At 72.1% G+C, this 16615-nt stretch carries 16 protein-coding genes and 1 pseudogene; 6 read left to right on the top strand and 11 right to left on the bottom strand.

Features of this window, described 5'->3' with window-relative positions; translation table 11 throughout:
- Positions 1–2597 (bottom strand): annotated as a pseudogene (locus E1295_RS27980) (hypothetical protein); the annotation flags it as partial.
- A 156-nt stretch (positions 2598–2753) separates the two neighbouring features.
- On the bottom strand, positions 2754–3614 hold the full coding sequence (locus E1295_RS27975; RefSeq protein WP_132634292.1) for a LysR family transcriptional regulator: 861 nt from the start codon (positions 3612–3614) through the stop codon (positions 2754–2756).
- Between the two features lie 99 nt (positions 3615–3713).
- Here E1295_RS27975 and E1295_RS27970 point away from each other — a divergent pair, with 99 nt between their 5' ends.
- The 3 genes from E1295_RS27970 (at position 3714) to E1295_RS27960 (ending at position 5172) form a co-directional block, all read left to right on the top strand.
- Entirely contained in the window at positions 3714–4238 is a 525-nt protein-coding gene (locus tag E1295_RS27970) for a cysteine dioxygenase family protein (protein ID WP_132634290.1), read from the top strand.
- A 151-nt stretch (positions 4239–4389) separates the two neighbouring features.
- Positions 4390–4977 (top strand): ArsR/SmtB family transcription factor, encoded by a 588-nt coding sequence (locus tag E1295_RS27965; protein WP_132634288.1) that lies wholly within the window; start codon positions 4390–4392, stop codon positions 4975–4977.
- A gap of 9 nt (positions 4978–4986) precedes the next feature.
- Complete coding sequence (locus tag E1295_RS27960; RefSeq protein ID WP_220448919.1) at positions 4987–5172, top strand: hypothetical protein; 186 nt, start codon at positions 4987–4989, stop codon at positions 5170–5172.
- A 16-nt stretch (positions 5173–5188) separates the two neighbouring features.
- On the opposite strand, the gene E1295_RS27955 is transcribed toward E1295_RS27960, so the two are convergent.
- Positions 5189–5467 (bottom strand): hypothetical protein, encoded by a 279-nt coding sequence (locus tag E1295_RS27955; RefSeq protein ID WP_132634286.1) that lies wholly within the window; start codon positions 5465–5467, stop codon positions 5189–5191.
- Positions 5468–6034: 567 nt separating this feature from the next.
- Here E1295_RS27955 and E1295_RS27950 point away from each other — a divergent pair.
- Positions 6035–6556, top strand: coding sequence for a DUF7144 family membrane protein (locus E1295_RS27950; protein WP_220448918.1), 522 nt, complete (start codon positions 6035–6037; stop codon positions 6554–6556).
- A 68-nt stretch (positions 6557–6624) separates the two neighbouring features.
- On the opposite strand, the gene E1295_RS27945 is transcribed toward E1295_RS27950, so the two are convergent.
- From E1295_RS27945 to argH, 7 genes are read right to left on the bottom strand one after another with little or no spacing between them, the layout of a single operon-like run.
- Positions 6625–6813, bottom strand: a complete 189-nt coding sequence (locus E1295_RS27945) for a hypothetical protein (protein WP_132634284.1) — start codon at positions 6811–6813, stop codon at positions 6625–6627.
- A gap of 49 nt (positions 6814–6862) precedes the next feature.
- Positions 6863–8173: an MmgE/PrpD family protein gene (locus tag E1295_RS27940; RefSeq protein ID WP_132634282.1), complete on the bottom strand. Its 1311-nt coding sequence runs from the start codon at positions 8171–8173 to the stop codon at positions 6863–6865.
- Entirely contained in the window at positions 8170–9012 is an 843-nt protein-coding gene (locus tag E1295_RS27935) for an ABC transporter substrate-binding protein (RefSeq protein WP_220448917.1), read from the bottom strand. Before E1295_RS27935 ends, E1295_RS27940 begins: the two co-directional genes overlap by 4 nt.
- Before the next feature lie 8 nt (positions 9013–9020).
- On the bottom strand, positions 9021–9773 hold the full coding sequence (locus E1295_RS27930; protein ID WP_132634280.1) for an amino acid ABC transporter ATP-binding protein: 753 nt from the start codon (positions 9771–9773) through the stop codon (positions 9021–9023).
- Positions 9770–10591, bottom strand: a complete 822-nt coding sequence (locus E1295_RS27925) for an amino acid ABC transporter permease (protein ID WP_132634278.1) — start codon at positions 10589–10591, stop codon at positions 9770–9772. Before E1295_RS27925 ends, E1295_RS27930 begins: the two co-directional genes overlap by 4 nt.
- Before the next feature lie 10 nt (positions 10592–10601).
- Positions 10602–11168, bottom strand: a complete 567-nt coding sequence (locus E1295_RS27920) for a helix-turn-helix domain-containing protein (RefSeq protein ID WP_132634276.1) — start codon at positions 11166–11168, stop codon at positions 10602–10604.
- Complete coding sequence (argH, locus tag E1295_RS27915) at positions 11165–12619, bottom strand: argininosuccinate lyase (RefSeq protein WP_132634274.1); 1455 nt, start codon at positions 12617–12619, stop codon at positions 11165–11167. Before argH ends, E1295_RS27920 begins: the two co-directional genes overlap by 4 nt.
- Before the next feature lie 70 nt (positions 12620–12689).
- On the opposite strand from argH, the gene speB reads away from it, so the two are divergent.
- Complete coding sequence (speB, locus tag E1295_RS27910; RefSeq protein WP_132634272.1) at positions 12690–13622, top strand: agmatinase; 933 nt, start codon at positions 12690–12692, stop codon at positions 13620–13622.
- The gene (locus E1295_RS27905; RefSeq protein ID WP_132634271.1) at positions 13619–15193 is read left to right on the top strand and encodes a thiamine pyrophosphate-binding protein; all 1575 of its coding nucleotides are present in this window, start codon (positions 13619–13621) and stop codon (positions 15191–15193) included. The genes speB and E1295_RS27905 overlap by 4 nt, the downstream gene beginning before the upstream one ends.
- Before the next feature lie 24 nt (positions 15194–15217).
- On the opposite strand, the gene E1295_RS27900 is transcribed toward E1295_RS27905, so the two are convergent.
- Entirely contained in the window at positions 15218–16573 is a 1356-nt protein-coding gene (locus tag E1295_RS27900; RefSeq protein WP_132634270.1) for a M20/M25/M40 family metallo-hydrolase, read from the bottom strand.
- Positions 16574–16615 lie beyond the last annotated feature (42 nt).

The following is a 16615-nucleotide window of genomic DNA, read 5'->3' as shown; positions in this document are numbered from 1 at the left end:
GAAGTGGTGCCGGGGTGGGGAGTGGCGGGCACCGAGAGGAGGGCGGCCAGGTGAGCCGCGAACTCGCCGTCGCCGCCCGCCGCCCCGAACGCCCGTACCGCCTCACTCAACCGCCCGGTTCCCAGCAGCGCGCACGCGACGTTGTGGTACGCCCGCGCCGTCTCCTCCGCATACCGGGGGTCGTCCTCGGCCAGGATCCGGTACCTGGCCGCCGCCTCCTGCGCGGGCTTGAGCGCGCCACCGGCCTCGCCTCCGAGCAGCAGGCAGGCTCCCAGGTCGAACAGCGCCTCAGCCCGTCCGGCCGCCTCCTCGTACGGGGGAGCGGCCGCGTGGATCTCCACGGCCTCCGCCGCCGCGGCGACCGCCTCGCCCACTCGACCCGCGGCGGCCAGCCGGCCCGACATCATGGACAGCGCCTCCGCCAGCGCGCTGCGGTCGCCCCGCGCCCGGTGCCGGCGTACGGCCAGCTCGCTCAGCGTCACGTCGAGGGCCCGCAGCCCCGGCCGGGCCGGCCCGGTGCGTACCGGTAAGGCGACCAACACCTCCGGTGCGGCGGGGAACAGCCCGAGTACGGAGTCGACCAGGTCGCCGAGCCGCGTACCCGGGTGGGTCACCGCCTCCTCGACCAGGCTGCCGGCCCTGGCCGTGACGAGCGTCCGCAGCGCGGACCTGACCCGGTCCCCACCCGCGCACACCCGCAGGACGTCCAGCATCCGTACGAGCTGCCCGACCGTGCGGCCCTCCAGGTCGTGTACGGCGAGCACGAGCGAGTCCAGGCCGTCCGTGCCGGACAGGAGCTGCTCGGTCAGAAGGTCGGGGCCGGGCAGGGCGAGCCGTTCGCCGCCGGGCAGGACGCGGCGGAGCCAGGCGGCCACGTCCTGGACGCGGCCGTCGGTCGCGGGCAGGCCGGTCGCGGCGTCGCGCAGCCCCGGTACGGCCGCGAGCAGGCCGGGCAGTTCGGCGGGCGTGGGCGTGGTGAGCGCGACCGCGGCCACGGCCTGGCGCGCCGTCGCCGCGTCCACTCTCTCGTGATCGGCGAGCCGGACCCGTACCCACTGGTCCAGCTCCCGTACGACGAATCGCTCCAGGAGCCCGCCGGGCGCGTGCCCGTCCTCGTCGCGCAGCCGCATCAGGGCGGCCAGGTGCACGTGGAGCGGCAGGCCGTACTCGGGGTCGTCGAGGTGGGGCGGGGCGGGCAGCACGGCCCTGCTCGGGGCGAACGCCTCCATGGCGGCGCGGGCGTGCTCCGTCCGTTCGGGCAGGGTGAGCGGGCTGGTGTTGAGCTGGATCGTCGTGCTGTTCAGCCGCCGCAGCCAGCCGCCGGCCGCCGTGTCGAGACGCCGCCACCAGCCTGGGTCGCCCGGTTCACGGGCCACGAGCAGCAGACGTACGCGGGGGTTGCGGCCGTGCCTGGCCAGCCGCCGTACGAGCTCGCCCACCGGCGGTACGCAAGACTCGACGTGCTCGACGACGAGCAACGTCGGCCGTATGGCGTCCAGCGCGGCACCGCCACCTCCGGCGACCGACCCAGCCAAAAAGGCCGGGGCCGGCACGTCCGGGCCGGTGGCCCGGCTCGGCTCGGCCGGACCGGTGGGCGGCCCCGGCTCGTACGGGCCCGGCTCGTACGGGCCGGGGCCGGCGGCGAGGGCGAGGGCGTACAGCGTGTCCGGTGGCAGGAGACCGGCGTCCCACCCGGACCCCGCCAGTTCCGCGCACAACTCGCCCGCCAACCGGGACTTGCCGGTGCCCGCGCGGCCGGTCAGCACCGCGATGGACAGCGCGGCCGGTTCGGCGGCCCAGGCGCGCAGCCGCGCCAGTTCCTCCTCCCGCCCCAGGAACGGCACCACGGCGTGGCGGGCGGGCAGCAACGCCCAGTCGGGGCCGTTCGGCGGCGGGTCGTACCGGGCGGGCGTGAGCAGGTCCGCCAGCGGTACGGAGGGTTCGCCGCCGGTCACGGTCTCGAGCCGGCCGGGTGGCACGCCGGCCAGCTCACGGAAGCGCGCGTCGCTCAGCAGCGCGGTCACCGGTACGACATCCAGGTGCGGGGCGGTTCCCGAGACGACCAGGCCGATGATCTGGCCGGCCGGCTCGGCGAGCAGGGCGGCGCCCGGCATGCCGCCCCAGAGCGTGCCCGGCACGGCGTGGGTTCCGGGGTTGCCCACGGTAACGGTCAGCGCTTTCGAGGCCGGGTCCGCCGGGGCGTCGACCACGCCGGTCAGCGTCTCGGCGTCACGGAACCCGGCCCGCTGCCCCGCCCGCGGGAACCCTCTGGCCAGGCACCGTACGCCGGGCACGGCGGCCCTGGCCCAGCGCACGTGCTCGATGCCGGGCAGTTCGGCCCATGGGGAGCCGGGCACCCGCAGCAGCACCGCGCCGGCCGCGCCGCGTCCCCGCCACACCTGTTCGGCCGTGACCCACCGGGCCGACCAGGGCGCGCGCACCTGGCACGGCGTGCCGGGCCGGGCCACCCGGCCGGAGGTCAGCACCAGGTCGGCGCCTATCACGTATCCCGATCCGGTCACGCCGACGAGGTCGTCGTGACCGGCGTAGACCTCGACGACCCGTTCGAGCGCGAGGCGGTGTGGTGGCGTGTCCATGGGTCCGCCCATTTAGGTACGTCGCGACGTGTCGTCCCCCGACGAGCGTGCGATCTCACTATCGCACTATGGCTAGAAAATTTCCGCCCTTGTCATGCCTTCACAGACGTGCCCTTCCCCGTCCGCCGGTGCGCGTACCCTCCGGAGCCGGGCCGTTCAAAGGCTTTCCCGCAGTGCCTTCACGAGCGCTTCCGTGCCCGGAGGGTGGGGTGGTTCGCCGTAGACGGCGGCGTACACGTGCCGGGTCGATCCGGGCACCTCGGTCACGTGGACGCCGGGGTGGCGGTGGGCGGTGAGTGCCAGCCCCGGCAGCAGGGTGAGGCCCAGCCCCGCCGCCACGAGCGCCTGCACGGCCACTATGTCGTCGCTGGTGAACGAGATGCGCGGGGTGAAGCCCGCCTTGTCGCAGATGTCCAGCAGGTGGCTGCGGCACCGGTCGCAGCCCGCGATCCAGGGGGATTCGGCGTGGTCGGCGAGCCTGGCGGCCGGTGTGCTGGACACCAGGTAGCTGAGGTCGTCGAAGAGGTGGATCATGTGCAGGCCGTTCCCCTCGGGGGCGGCGTCGTCCCACCGGAACATCACCGCCACGTCCGCCCGGCCCGACCGCAGCAGCCTGAGCGCCTCCGGCGGCTCGGTCTCGGTGAGCTCCAGGCGCAGCCCCGGGTGGGCGGCGGCGAGCAAGCCGGCCGCCTTCGGGATGAACGTGCCCAGCGCGGAGGGGAAGGCGGTCAGCCGCACCCGTCCGGTGCGCAGCCCGACGTGGGCGGCCAGTTCCTCGGACGTGGCGTCGAGGCGGCCGATGATCTCGGCGGCGCGTTCGGCGAGCAGCCGGCCGGCGTCGGTGAGCCGGATGCCGCGCCCGGCGCGCTGGACGAGCTTGGCCCCGGTCTCCGCCTCCAGCTTGGCCAGGTGGTGGCTGACGGAGGGCTGGGAGTAGTGCAGCTCCTTGGCGGCCGCGGTCAGCGAGCCCGTACGGGCGACCGCGAGCAGGACGTGGAGCCGGGTGACGTCGAGCATTCATCAATCGTATCTATAGATGGACCAGAAGACTTCTGTTGGACCTATTGGTCCGGATGGAGCACGGTAGAAGGGAAGGCGAATACCCAGGGAGAAGTCATGCGTACCGTCACCGCCGTCCGTCCGGGGCTGGATCCGCTCGTGTCCGGCATCTCCGCGATCGTGGCGCGCGAGCTAACGTCGCGCGACACCGCGTACGCCGTCGCCGATCTGCTCCGCGGCGGCCTTCCCGGGCTCGACATCCTCACGCCGGAGGAGCGCGCCGGCTCGCCCGACGGGTACGTGTCCCACGTGCTGCACGCCCAGGAGGACTTCTCCGTCGTGGCGGTCGTGTGGCGACCCGGCCAGTTCACGGCGATCCACGACCATGTCTCGTGGTGCACGTTCGGCATCCTCAGCGGCATCGAGTACGAGACCCTCTACCGCGACATGGGCGACCACCTGGTGGAAATCGGCCGCGCGGCCAACCGCCCCGGTGAGGTCAGCGGGTTCGCGCCGCCCGGTGACATCCACATGGTGCGCAACACGAGCGACGAGGTGGGGGTGTCGCTGCACGTGTACGGGGCCGACGTGGGCCGGCTCGGCAGCAGCGTGCGCCGCCTCTACGACCTGCCCGTCAGGTAACGACTCCATCGGCCGCCCGGCGCTCGCAAGCGCCGGGCGGCCTTTTCGTGCGCTCCCGCGCCCGGCCCGGTCACCCTCGCGTCTCAAGATAGGAAAGAAAACTTGCGCAATGAATGTTGCGCAAATTTACTTTCCCATTTAGGGTGAGGGCATGCCCGCCGACAAGAACCACCGCGTCAAGGACATCGACACGCTCAAGGCGCTGGGCCATCCGCTGCGCATCAAGCTCTACCGCGCGCTCTTCATGGCGGGCACGGCGACCGCGTCACAGCTGGCCGACAAGGTCGACGAGGCCGTGTCCCTGGTCAGCTACCATCTGCGCAAGCTGTCCGCGCACGGCGTCATCGAGGAGGCGGAGCCGGGCAGCGGCGACGGCAGGGAGCGGTGGTGGCGGCCGGTCTCCACCACGCTCAGCACCAGGGACGAGGACTGGCGTGACGCCCCCGAGCGCGCCGCCGTCCACACCGCCGTCTCGCGCGTGTACGCCCGCCAGTGGAGCGAGATGTACCAGGAATACCTCGACCTCAAAGAGACCTGGAGCGACGAGTGGCGGGGCGCGTCGTTCAGCTCTGAGTTCCTGTTCACGCTCACGGCCGGGGAACTTCAGGAGTTCGGCCGTGACCTCGACGAGCTGGCCGCGAAGTGGCGCGAGCGCGGCACGACGGCCCGCGAGGCAGGCGAGACGCAGGGCCGCGAGAACGTCGTCCTGCACGTCAATGGTTTCCCGTTCCGCACCTGAGGAGACGTGATGATGGACACCGACCTGTTCCTGTACGTCGAGCGCCTGCGCGCCCACGAGCTGCGCGCGCAGGCGGAGCACGCCCGCCTGGCCGGCAAGCCCGTCCACGCCGTCCGCCGCTGGGAGATCCGCCTGGGCTGGACGCTGGTCGAGATGGGCCTGCGGCTCGTGCACCGCCGTCCCGCGCACAACTGACCGGAGTCCACCGGGGTCAGGGCACGTCGCCGGCGTTGTCGACGATGCCGGCGCCCAGCACCGACATGCCGATGGCTACGCCGCCGTCCACGGACTTGACGCCCATGTAGCTGTAGTCGCCGGAGTCGAGGATGTAGACGGACTTGCCGTGTGCACCCGCGTCGAAGACCACGCCCACGCCCGTGCGGCCGTCCATGTCCGTGGCCTTCTCCTCGACCGAGACGTGCGGGAGCCTGGCCAGCGCCCGGTACATCGCGGCGCGCGTCTCCGGCGGGATCATCGGCCCGAACTTCATGCAGGTAGAACCACTGGTCGGGCCTGATCTCCTGGGCACTGGACCGGCCGGCCATCAGCGCGGCCCGCTCCAGCACCGTCTTCGTCGCCGCCGGCCGTGTCGTTGTCGCGACCGGCGGCCGTGGCCCGTCCGCGGGCTCCAGGCCGAGCCGCCGGATGACGTAGCGCCTGAGCTCAGGGGCGTGGCAGGTGAACAACGCGGCGAATCGCGCGGACTCGTGCCGGGATATGACGCCTGCTTCCGTGACCCCGGCCCCCGCAACGCGGGCGCCCGGCTCTCTTGTCGCATCTCGTACTGCCTCTCGGGTGCTTCATGTCATGACGGTGGTAATTGCCGTGAGCACCATCCGAGGTTCCATCTTTTTCACCACGGCAGAGCGCCTCATTTGCCGACTTTTACGACAGGAAGCTGAGAGCGCTGCACAAGCCGGGTAGGGAGGGGGCGGAAGAGCGGTGACGAGCGCGCACCTGAGCTCGACCGCTGGATTCCCGGACATTGCACGGACGAAGCAGGCACGGCCGCGAACGTGTACCACCCGCCGGCTCCGCCGTGCGGAGGGAGCCGAGCATGGAAGACCCGCGCGACACGCGCACACAGCAGCCGACGAGGAACCAGATTCCGGAGCAGGCCTCCCGGCCGCGCACGGAAGCGGGCCGGGCACCGGCATCACGCCCGGAAGAGGAGGCTCGGCCCAGCGGCTGGCTGGGCTGGGTGATCTTCGCCGGCATCGGCATGATCATCCTGGGCTGCTTCCAGGCGATGATGGGCCTGGTGGGCCTCTTCAACACGGACTTCTACCTGGTCACCGCCGACAACCTGGCGATTCCCGTCAACTACACGGCTTGGGGATGGTTCCACCTGATCATGGGTGTGGTCGTCCTTCTCGCCGGCGCCGCCGTCATGTCAGGTAAGACCTGGGGGCGGGTGGTCGGGATCGTCCTCGCCTCCCTCCAGGCACTCGTCAATTTCGCCTGGTTCCCCGCCTACCCGTTCTGGTCGACGATCGTCATCATCTTCGACGTTCTCGTCATCTACGCGCTGGCGGTTCACGGCCGGGAGATGAAGTCCTTCGGCAGAAGCGACCTGTAGGGGTTTCACGTCGAGCCCGCTCGCGGCGGCGAGCAGGACTGCCGAAGTGGCGCGGGTGTGCCCCGGCGTCACTTCGGCGGCGCCGGTTTGGCCACGCCCGCCGGCGGGGGCGGTGTTCTCGTCGTGCTCTCCTGCACTTCCTGGTGGGCGACGAACGTGTCGACGAGCGAGAGCAGCCCGGCGCGCCAGACGTCCCCGGGCGTGATCAGCACCCGCACCGCTGGCGCCTTGTCGCGCGCCTCCACAGGCTTCTCCATAGCCCTCCAGGACTCGGCGCCACACCACTCTGCGGCCCGCGCGACATCGTCACAGGAGGGGAAGAAGGGCTCGCGCGTCCGGGCGGGAGCCGAGAGTCATGACGTGATCCGCCAGGCGCTCCCGTCCCGGCGCGAGGCCGTGGAACTTGGCCAGCAGCCGCTCGTCGGAGAGCGGGTTGGCAGGAGAGCCGAGCGGGTGGCTCACCCTGGCCCTCCGTACGGCGCCCGAGGTCGTGGTGACGGTCAGGAACGGCTCGTCGATGCCGCCCATCTCCTCGTCCGCCTCCAGGTCGATGAGGTCCATGAGCGCGGCGGCCCGGGGATCGTGGCGGCGTTCTGGGGAGTAGGCGGCCAGGTCGGCGTCGCCGTACAGGATCCTCGCGGCGATGGCGTACGGCAGGCTCAGCTGTGCGGCGGGCAGGGTGGCGACGTCGCGTCCGCCGCACATGCCGGCCACGAGCGGGCTCAGCCGCACGTGGATGCGGGCGATGTCGCCGGGGCACAGGTCCAGGCCGCCGACGGCGTCGATGGCGGAGTGGGTGCTGCGGCAGGACGCGTACGGCTTGATGGAGCAGCGCGAGATCCGCCACTCCGTGCCGAGGCCCCGGGTGAGGGCGCCGGGGTCGGCGTGCGCGCCCGCGTAGGTTCGCAGGAAGCCGCCCCAGACGTCGTCGAAGACGCGGCCGGGGCCGCTCGCGCCGGACGCGGCCAGCAGCGCGGCGGTCAGGCCGCCCTCGGCGGCGCGGCCCGCGTGCAGCCGCTTGCCCGCCGCGCCGTCGTGCACGAAGGCCCACAGCCCGCCGGAGAAGCCGGCCGCGAGTCCCAGCGCGTGGGCGGTTCGCGCGGCGTCGAGTCCCAGCAGCCGCGCGCTCGCCGCCGCCGCGCCGAACGTGCCGCAGGTGCCCGTCGAGTGCCATCCGGCCTCGTTGTGCGCGGCGTAGCCGCCGCAGGCCTCCAGTGTGCGCCGGGCCACGTCGTACCCCAGGACGACCGCCTCCAGCAGGTCGCGGCCGGTCACCGGACGGCCGGTGAGGCTGAGGCAGGCCAGCGCGGCGGGCACCACCACGGCTCCGGAGTGGTCGCAGCCGCCGGTGTCGTCGAGTTCGAGCGCGTGCGCCGCGACGCCGTTGAGCAGGGCCGCGTCGCGAGGGGCCGCGCTCAGCCCGGTGCCCCAGACGGGTGCGTCCCCCGGACCGGCCAGGCCGGGCGCGGGCGTGGTGGCTCCGGCCAGTGCGGCGCCCAGCGTGTCGAGGAGGTGCCGTTCGGCCCGCTCCGCCACGTCGGGCGGCGGCGGGGGCGGCCCGGCGACGAAGCCGGCGAGCGCGCGGAGCGGGTCCACGCGGGTGACCGGGGTCGTCATGGGGCGGCGGTCCCGTTGAGGGTGACCTGCTTGATGGCGTTGTCCTTGAGTCCCCACTTGTCGAGCAGGCTCGCGTAGGTGCCGTCCTGCTGCAGGGCGCGCAGGGCCTTGATGACCGCGTCGCGCAGGCGCGGGTCCTGCTTGCCGAACCCCATGGCCTGGTGCACCTCGGTGAACGGCTCGCCGATGAGGTGGAACTTGCCGGGGTCCTGCTCGAAGATGTACGGGAGCGTCTCGCTGCCCTGGACCGCGGCGTCGACCCGGCCCTGGGTGAGCTGGGTGCGCGCGTCGGCGGAGCCTTCCGTGCCGACGACCTTGATCGCCTTTCCGCCGCAGTTCTCCTCGCTCCACTTCTTGATCTCGCCGGGGAAGGACGTGCGGCGGCTGGCGCCCACGGTCTTGCCGCACAGGCGCTTCGGATCGTCGATCTCGCTGGTGGAGAAGAACTGCGCGCCCGAGCTCAGGTAGCCGACGAGGTCGAGCGTCTTACGGCGTTCCGGCAGGTCGCTCATGCCCGAGAGGATCATGTCGATGCGCCCGGTGGTGACCGCGCTCTGCAGTTGCTCGAAGGAGGTCTCCTGCCACTTCATCGTGACGCCGAGCTGCTTGCCGACGGCGTTGCCGAGGTCGATGTCGAAGCCGGTGAGCTTGTTGGTCGAGGGGTCCTTGAACTCCAGCGGCGGATAGTTGGGCACGTTGCCGATCACCACCGTCTTCGACTCGGCGATCTTCGGCGGGAGCCCGCCGTCCGAGGCGGACGCGAGGTTGTCCGGCGCCTGCGCGGTGCAGGCGGTGGCGGCCAGGGCGAGACAGGCGATGAGCAGGATGGGACGGGACAACGCGACTCCTAGAGAACTGCTGAGAGAAAGGTCTTCGTACGCTCGTGGGCAGGGTTGACCAGGACCTGGTCGGGGGTTCCCGTCTCGATGACGCGGCCTTCGTCCATGAACACGACCTGGTTCGCGACCTCCTTGGCGAAGCCCAGCTCGTGGGTGACGACGACCATGGTCATCCCGGACGCGGCCAGGTCGCGCATGACCGCGAGCACGTCGCCGACCAGCTCGGGGTCCAGCGCCGAGGTGGGCTCGTCGAACAACATCAAGCGCGGCCGCATCGCCAGCGCGCGGGCGATCGCGACCCGCTGCTGCTGCCCGCCCGACAGGGTGGAGGGGTAGGCGCCGGCCTTGTCCGCGAGCCCCACCCGCTCCAGCAGCTCCAGCGCCCGCGTACGGGCGGTGTCGCGCGATTCGCGCAGCACCCTGATCGGGCCCTCGACGACGTTCTCCAGCGCGGTCATGTGCGGGAAAAGGTTGAACCGCTGGAACACCATCCCGATCGGCCGCCGCTGCCGGGCGATCCGGGCGTCGCTGAGCTGGTGCAGCCTGCCGTCGCGCTCCTCGTAGCCGATCAGCTCGCCGTCGACCCAGACGGCGCCGTCGTCGATCGTCTCCAGCTGGTTGACGCAGCGCAGGAACGTGCTCTTGCCCGAGCCGGACGGCCCGATGACGCACAGGACCTCGCCCGCCGCCACCTCCAGCGAGATGCCCTTCAGCACGTGGTTGCTGCCGAAATGTTTGTGTACGTCGACGGCTTTGATCATTTCCTCACCCCTCGGGAGAAGCGGCGCTCGATGACCATCTGGCCCAGGCTGAGGATGGTGACCACGATCAGGTACCAGAACGTCGCCACGAACAGCAGCTCCATGACGCGGTTGTTGGCGTAGTAGATGTTCTGGGCGCTGTGCAGCACCTCCTGGTACTGGATCGCGCTGGCCAGCGACGTGAGCTTCACCATGCTGATGAACTCGTTGCCGATCGGGGGCAGGATCACCCGCATGGCCTGCGGCAACACGATCCTGCGCAACGTCTGGAAGCGCGTCATCCCGATCGCCTGCGCGGCCTCGGTCTGCCCCTGGTCGACCGAGAGGATGCCGCCGCGCACCACCTCGGAGGTGTAGGCGCCCTGGCAGATGCCCAACCCGAGCAGCGCGGCGACGAACGGCGTCATCAGGTCGACCATGCGCGCCTCGACGATGCCGGGGATGACGACGTACGGGAAGACCAGCGCCAGGTTGAACCAGAGGAACAGCTGCAGCAGCTGCGGCGTGCCGCGGAAGATCCACGTGTAGAGGTACGAGACGCCGCGGGTGACGGGGTTGCGCGACATCCGCATCACGGCGAACAACACGCCCAGGGCCACCCCGAGGACCATGGCGAGCACGGCCATGACGAAGGTGTTCACCACGCCGGTCAGGATGGCCTGGGCGGTCAGGTACTGCCCGACCACGCTCCACTCGATCTGCCCGCCGGCGAACGAGGCGACGATCGCCACGAGGACGGCCACCACGACGATCGCCGCCACGTAGCGGCCGTAGTGTTTGCGCGTCACCCGGGGCAGGTGGGCGACATCTGTGGACATGGAGATCTCCTCACGAGCGGGAGGTCAGCGCGGGTGACAGCACCCACAGGACTCTGGTGGTCTCGTCGCCGGGGTTGGTGAAGGTGTGGGGGGTGTCGCCGGGGAACAGGAACGAGTCGCCCTCGCGCATCTCGATCCGCTCGCCCGAGGCGTCGATCGTGAACAGCCCCTTGAGGATGTGCACGAACTCGATGTCGACGGGAAGCGCGTACGGCTCGTGGCCCGACCCGCCGCCCGGCTCGATCTCGCTGAGCAGGACCAGCAGCCTGCGCTCGTCCTTCGGCGTCAGCTGGTACTCGGTCATGCCGCTGCCGCCGAACTCGAGCCTGGCCCGGCTCTCCGCCCTGACCAGCCGCCCGCTGGAGCCGTCGAACAGGTCGGCCACGTCCAGGTCGAGCGCCTTGCACAGGCGCAGCAGGGAGGCGACCGAGATGGACACCTGGCCGCGCTCGAACCTGGACAGGAAACCCTTGGTGAGCCCGGCCCGCTCGGCCGCCTCGGTCAGGCTGAGCCTGCGGCGGCGGCGCAGTTCGCGGGCCCTCGGGCCGAGACTGGGGGAGTCCGGGATCGAGATCATGCGGCGGGTCCCCGGTAGCCGTCCGCCCAGGCGCGCTGGCGGGCCAGCAGGCCGGCGAGGCGGTCGATCTGCTCGGCGACCCGTTCCGGCGCGGTGGCGCCGTAGCCGGAGCGCGCGGCGAGCGCCGCTTCGACCGTGAGGTGCGGCCGTACGTCGGGGGTCAGCCGCCCGTCCACCGCGGACAGCTCCTCGTCCGGGAGTTCGTGCAGGTCCAGGCCCTTGTCCTCGCACGTACGCACGAGCGCGCCGGTGATCTCGTGGGCCTCGCTGAACGGCACGCCGCGCCGCGAGAGCCAGTCGGCGACCTCGGTGGCCAGCGTGAAGCCCTCGCTCGCCTGCCTGCGCAGCGCGTCGACGTTCACCGACAGTGTGCGCACCAGCCCCGCCATGGCGGGCAGCACGATCATGAGGGTGTCCACGGTGTCGAAGACGGCGGCCTTGTCCTCGGACAGGTCCCGGTTGTAGGCCAGCGGCATCGCCTTCAGCGTCGCCATCAGGCCGCCCAGGTTGCCGAGCAGGCGGCCCGCCTTGCCTCTGGTGAGCTCGGCGATGTCGGGGTTCTTCTTCTGCGGCATGATCGAGCTGCCGGTGGCGAAGGAGTCGTGCAGCTCCACCCAGCCGAACTGGCGCGAGGCCCAGGTGGAGATCTCCTCGGCCAGCCGCGACAGGTTCACCCCCAGCATCGAGGTGGCGAACAGGAACTCGGCCACGTGGTCACGGGCGGCGACGGCGTCGATCGAGTTCTCGCACGGCCCGTCATAGCCGAGCTCCGCGGCCGACAGCTCCGGGTGCACGGCGATCGCCGACCCGGCCAGCGCCGCCGAGCCCAGCGGGGAGCGGGCGGTACGCCGGTCCCAGTCCGCGAGCCGGTCGGCGTCGCGGGCGAACGCCTGCGCGTGGGCCAGCAGCTGGTGCCCGAACACGATCGGCTGGGCGGGCTGCAGGTGGGTGAAGCCGGGCGCCGGGGTGCGTACGTGCCTGCGAGCCTGCTCCACCAGGGCGTCCTGCAGCCCGGCCAGGGCCGAGACCAGCTTCCTCGCGTGGTCGCGCAGGTACAGCCGCAGGTCGTTGGCCGTCTGGTCGTTGCGCGAGCGGCCGGCGCGCAGCTTGCCGCCCAGCTCGCCCAGCCGCTCGACCAGGACTCGTTCCAGGAAGGTGTGCACGTCCTCGTCGGAGGGGCTCGGGGCGACCCGGCCGGCGCGTACGTCCTCGTCCAGCGTGTCGATCTCCGCCAGCAGCCGCTCCGCCTCGGCCTCGTCGAGGATCCCGGCCCTGCGCAGCTCGCGTACGTGGGAGCGCGAGCCCGCCAGGTCGTAGGGGGACATGCGGAAGTAGCTGTCGGGCGCTCGGGAGAGAGCGAGGAGGGACGGATCGGCAGGCGAGCGGAAGCGTCCACCCCAGAGTTGTTCGGACAACGCGGTTGCCTTCCGGTAAACGAAGTTTTCCGACATAGTGGTCTGCGTCGCCAGGGGTGTCAATAGCGCCTCTTAATCAGAAATATGCCGTTAACGAGGGAGTTTCATGTTTCAGGGACCCGTCGACGCCTCGCAGGTCCCGCGCTTCGCAGGGCCCGACACGTACGCCCGGCTGCCCCGTCTCGACCAGGTGGAGCGGGCCGACGTCGCCATCGTGGGCGTGCCGTTCGACAGCGGGGTCTCCTACCGTCCCGGCGCCCGTTTCGGCCCGGCGGCCGTACGCCAGGGCAGCAAGCTGATCAGGCCCTACAACCCCGCGCTCGACGTCTCGCCGTTCGCCGACGTGCAGGTCGCCGACGCCGGGGACATCGCCTGCAACCCGTTCGACATCGACCGGGCCATCGACACGATCGAGCAGGCCGCGGGCGAGTTCGACGCCCGGCTGGTCACCGTCGGGGGCGACCACACGATCGCGCTGCCGCTCCTGCGCGCCGCGCACCGCAAGTACGGGCCGCTGGCGCTGCTGCACTTCGACGCGCACCTGGACACCTGGGACACCTACTTCGGCGCCGAGTACACCCATGGCACGCCGTTCCGCCGCGCGGTGGAGGAGGGCATCCTCGACACCGAGGCGCTCAGCCACGTCGGCATCAGAGGACCGCTGTACGGCAAGGGCGACCTGGCCGAGGACCGCAGGCTCGGCTTCGGCATCGTCACCTCGGCCGACGTCATGCGGCGCGGGCCCGACGAGATCGCCGAGGCCCTGCGGCAGCGGATCGGCGACCGGCCGCTCTACGTCTCCGTCGACATCGACACGCTCGACCCCGCCCACGCCCCGGGCACGGGCACCCCGGAGGCGGGCGGCCTGACCAGCCGCGAGTTGCTGGAGATCCTGCGCGGGCTGGCCGGCTGCAACCTGGTCGGCGCCGACGTGGTGGAGGTGGCGCCCGCGTACGACCACGCCGAGATCACCTCGGTCGCCGCCGCGCACGTCGCCTACGACCTGATCAGCCTGATCGCGCTCGGCGGGCGGGCATGAGAACCGGGGGAGACCTGGTCGCCGAGACCCTCGTCGCGCTCGGCGCCACGACCGTGTTCGGCGAACCCGGCCAGCACGCGCTCGCCATGTTCGACGCGCTGCGCCGCTCCCCGCTGCGCTACGTCGGATGCCGCACCGAACTGGGCGTCGCCTTCGCCGCCGACGGCCACGCGCGGGCCACGGGGACGGTGACGCCGTTCATGGTCTCCACCGGTCCCGGCGCGCTGGCGACCCTGCCCGCCCTGATGGAGTCGCGCCTCGCCTGCGCGCCCGTGGTCGGCATCTCCAGCCAGATCCCGTCCGACGGGCTGGGCGGCCGCAGGAAGGGATACCTCCACGAGCTGCCCGACCAGGCCGCCTCCTTCCGCGGCGTGGCCACGTCGGTCCAGGTCGTACGGGCGGCCTCGCAGATCCCCTCCGCCCTGGCCCAGGCATGGGAGGCGGCGCTCAGCGTGCCGCAGGGGCCCGCGTGGGTGGAGATCCCGCAGGACATCCTGCTCGCGCCCGCGGACGTCCCGGCGGTGAGCGGCCCGAGCGTGCACCCGCGCGTGCCACGCCCCCGGCCCGAGCTGGTACGGCAGGCCGTACGGACTCTCGACTCCGCGTCAAACCCTGTCATCCTGGCCGGCGGCGGGGTCAACCTGTCAGGAGCGGGGCCGGAGCTCCTCGCCCTGGCCGAGAGGTTGCGCGCGCCCGTGGCCACCACGTTCGCCGCGAAGGGCGTCTTCCCCCGAGAGCACCCGCTGTCGTTGCAGTCGTGGCTGGAGGACCGCTTCGTCACCGACTTCCTCGAAGAGGCGGACGTGCTGCTGGTCGCGGGCTCGGGGCTGGGGGAGCTGTCCAGCAACTACCACACGATGCGCCCGCGCGGCCGTGTCGTCCACGTCGAGGCGGACCCCGGCAAGCTGGAGGCCAACACGAGCGGTGCGCCGGCCGTGCACGGCGATGCGAAGGCGACGCTGGGCGCGCTCGCCGCGGGCGTGCGGCCCAGGGAGGGCGACGGGCGCGCGGAAGCCGCCGTGGCGGACGTGCTGCGCCGGGTGCGCGACCGGCTCAGCGGCCACGAGCAGGAGTTCGCGCTGCTGGAGGCGGTGCCGTCCGGCGTGCCGTCGTTCTGGGACATGACCATCCTCACCTACTGGGCGTGGTCGGCCTTCCCCGGTCACATGTGGTCGGCGCAGGGAGCGGGCGGCCTCGGGTACGCGCTCCCCGCCGCCCTCGGCGCGGCGGCCACAGGACGGCGCGCGCTCGCGATCTCCGGCGACGGCGGGGCGATGTACGGCCTGGCGGAGCTCGCCACGCTGCGCCAGCACGACCTGGACGTCACGTGGCTCATCGTCGACGACGGGGGCTACGGCATCCTGCGCGAGTACATGACCGGGGCGTTCGGCACGTCCACCGGCACCGAACTGGCCAGGCCGGACTTCGCCGCCCTGGCCGCGTCGTTCGGGGTCGCCGCCCGGGTCGCCACGCCGGACTCCCTGGCCGCGGACCTCGCCGCCGCCCTGTCAGAGCCGGGGCCGAACGTCGTGGTCCTGCACGCGAGACCACGCATGTTCGCCCCGACCTGAGGCGGCCCGAGCACCGGATGCCTCCTAGACGCCGAGCGCCGAGGGGAGGCTCAGCTCGTGGAGGAACAGCGCCTCCGTGGTGGCGACGCGGCGCAGCTCCTCCAGATCGACCCGCTCGTTGGGCGCGTGGATGGCGGCGCCCTCGTCCTCCGCGCCGAACAGCAGGATCTCCGCCGCGGGGAACTGCTTCAGCAGCGTGTTGACCAGCGGGATCGACCCGCCCGCGCCCACGTCGCGCGGCGGGCGGCCGAAGGCGCGCTCCATCGCCCGGTTGAGCGCCGCCCTGGCCTTGCCGCCGGAGTCGGCCTGGAAGCCCGAGCCCACGACGACGTCGCCGAAGGCCACCTGCACGTCCCACGGCGCCACCTGCCGCAGGAACTCCGTCACGGCGTTGACCGTCGTCTTCGGGTCACCGGCCGGAGGGATGCGGATCGTCACCCTGGCCCTCGCGGCCGGCTGCACGGCGTTGATCGCGCCCGACACCGTCGGCACGTCCATGCCGGTCACGGTGATCGAGTAGGACGACCACAGCCGGTCGGCCAGCGAGCCCGCGCCCACCAGCGAGACCCCGTCCAGCACGCCGGCCGTCTGCCTGAACTCCTCCTCCGACGGCCCCTGGCCGAAGAAGTTGCCCCTGGGCAGGCCCGGCACCCGGACCTCGCCGTTGTCGCCGTGGAGCGCGGTCAGCATGCGCATCAGGGCCGCCAGCGCGTCGGGGGCGGCGCCGCCGAACGATCCGCTGTGCACCGCCTCACGCAGCGTGCGGACCTCGACGGTGAAGGCGGCCATGCCGCGCAGCGACGTCGTGACGGAGGCGTCGCCCACGCGCGGGTTGCCGGTGTCGGCCACCACGATGGCGTCGGCGCGCAGCAGTTCGGGGTTCTGCTCGACGAACGCCTCCAGGCGCTCGCCCGCGTATTCCTCCTGGCCCTCGATGATGACCTTGATGCCCACGGGGAACCGGCCCTGGAAGGCGCGCAGGGCGGTGACGTGGGAGATGATGCCCGACTTGTCGTCGGCGCAGCCGCGCCCGTACAGGCGGCCGTCGATCAGGGTCGGCTCGAACGGCGGGGTGCGCCACGCGGCCGGGTCGCCGGCCGGCTGCACGTCGTAGTGCGCGTAGAGCAGCACGGTGGGTGCGCCGGGAGGCGCGGGCGCCTCGCCGTAGACCGCGGGGAAGCTCCCCTCCACCTGCACCTGCTGGACGCGCGGCAGGCCGGCGGAACGCAGCAGTTCCTCCGTCAGCGCGGCGGCGGCGCGCACCGGCTCCTCCGGATGCCCGGGGAAGGCCACGGAAGGGATGGCGGCGAGCCGCTTCAGCTCCTCGACGCCTTGGGGCATCGCGGCGGCGACAGCGCTTTCGATCTGGTCAGGAGTCACGGACGGTTCCCCCGGGGGTCGTTCTCACAGAGATATCTCGAA

It is taken from the genome of Nonomuraea mesophila (assembly GCF_004352805.1).
GTDB classification, from domain to species: domain Bacteria; phylum Actinomycetota; class Actinomycetes; order Streptosporangiales; family Streptosporangiaceae; genus Nonomuraea; species Nonomuraea longispora.
This window is presented reverse-complemented; position numbering and strand designations above follow the sequence as displayed.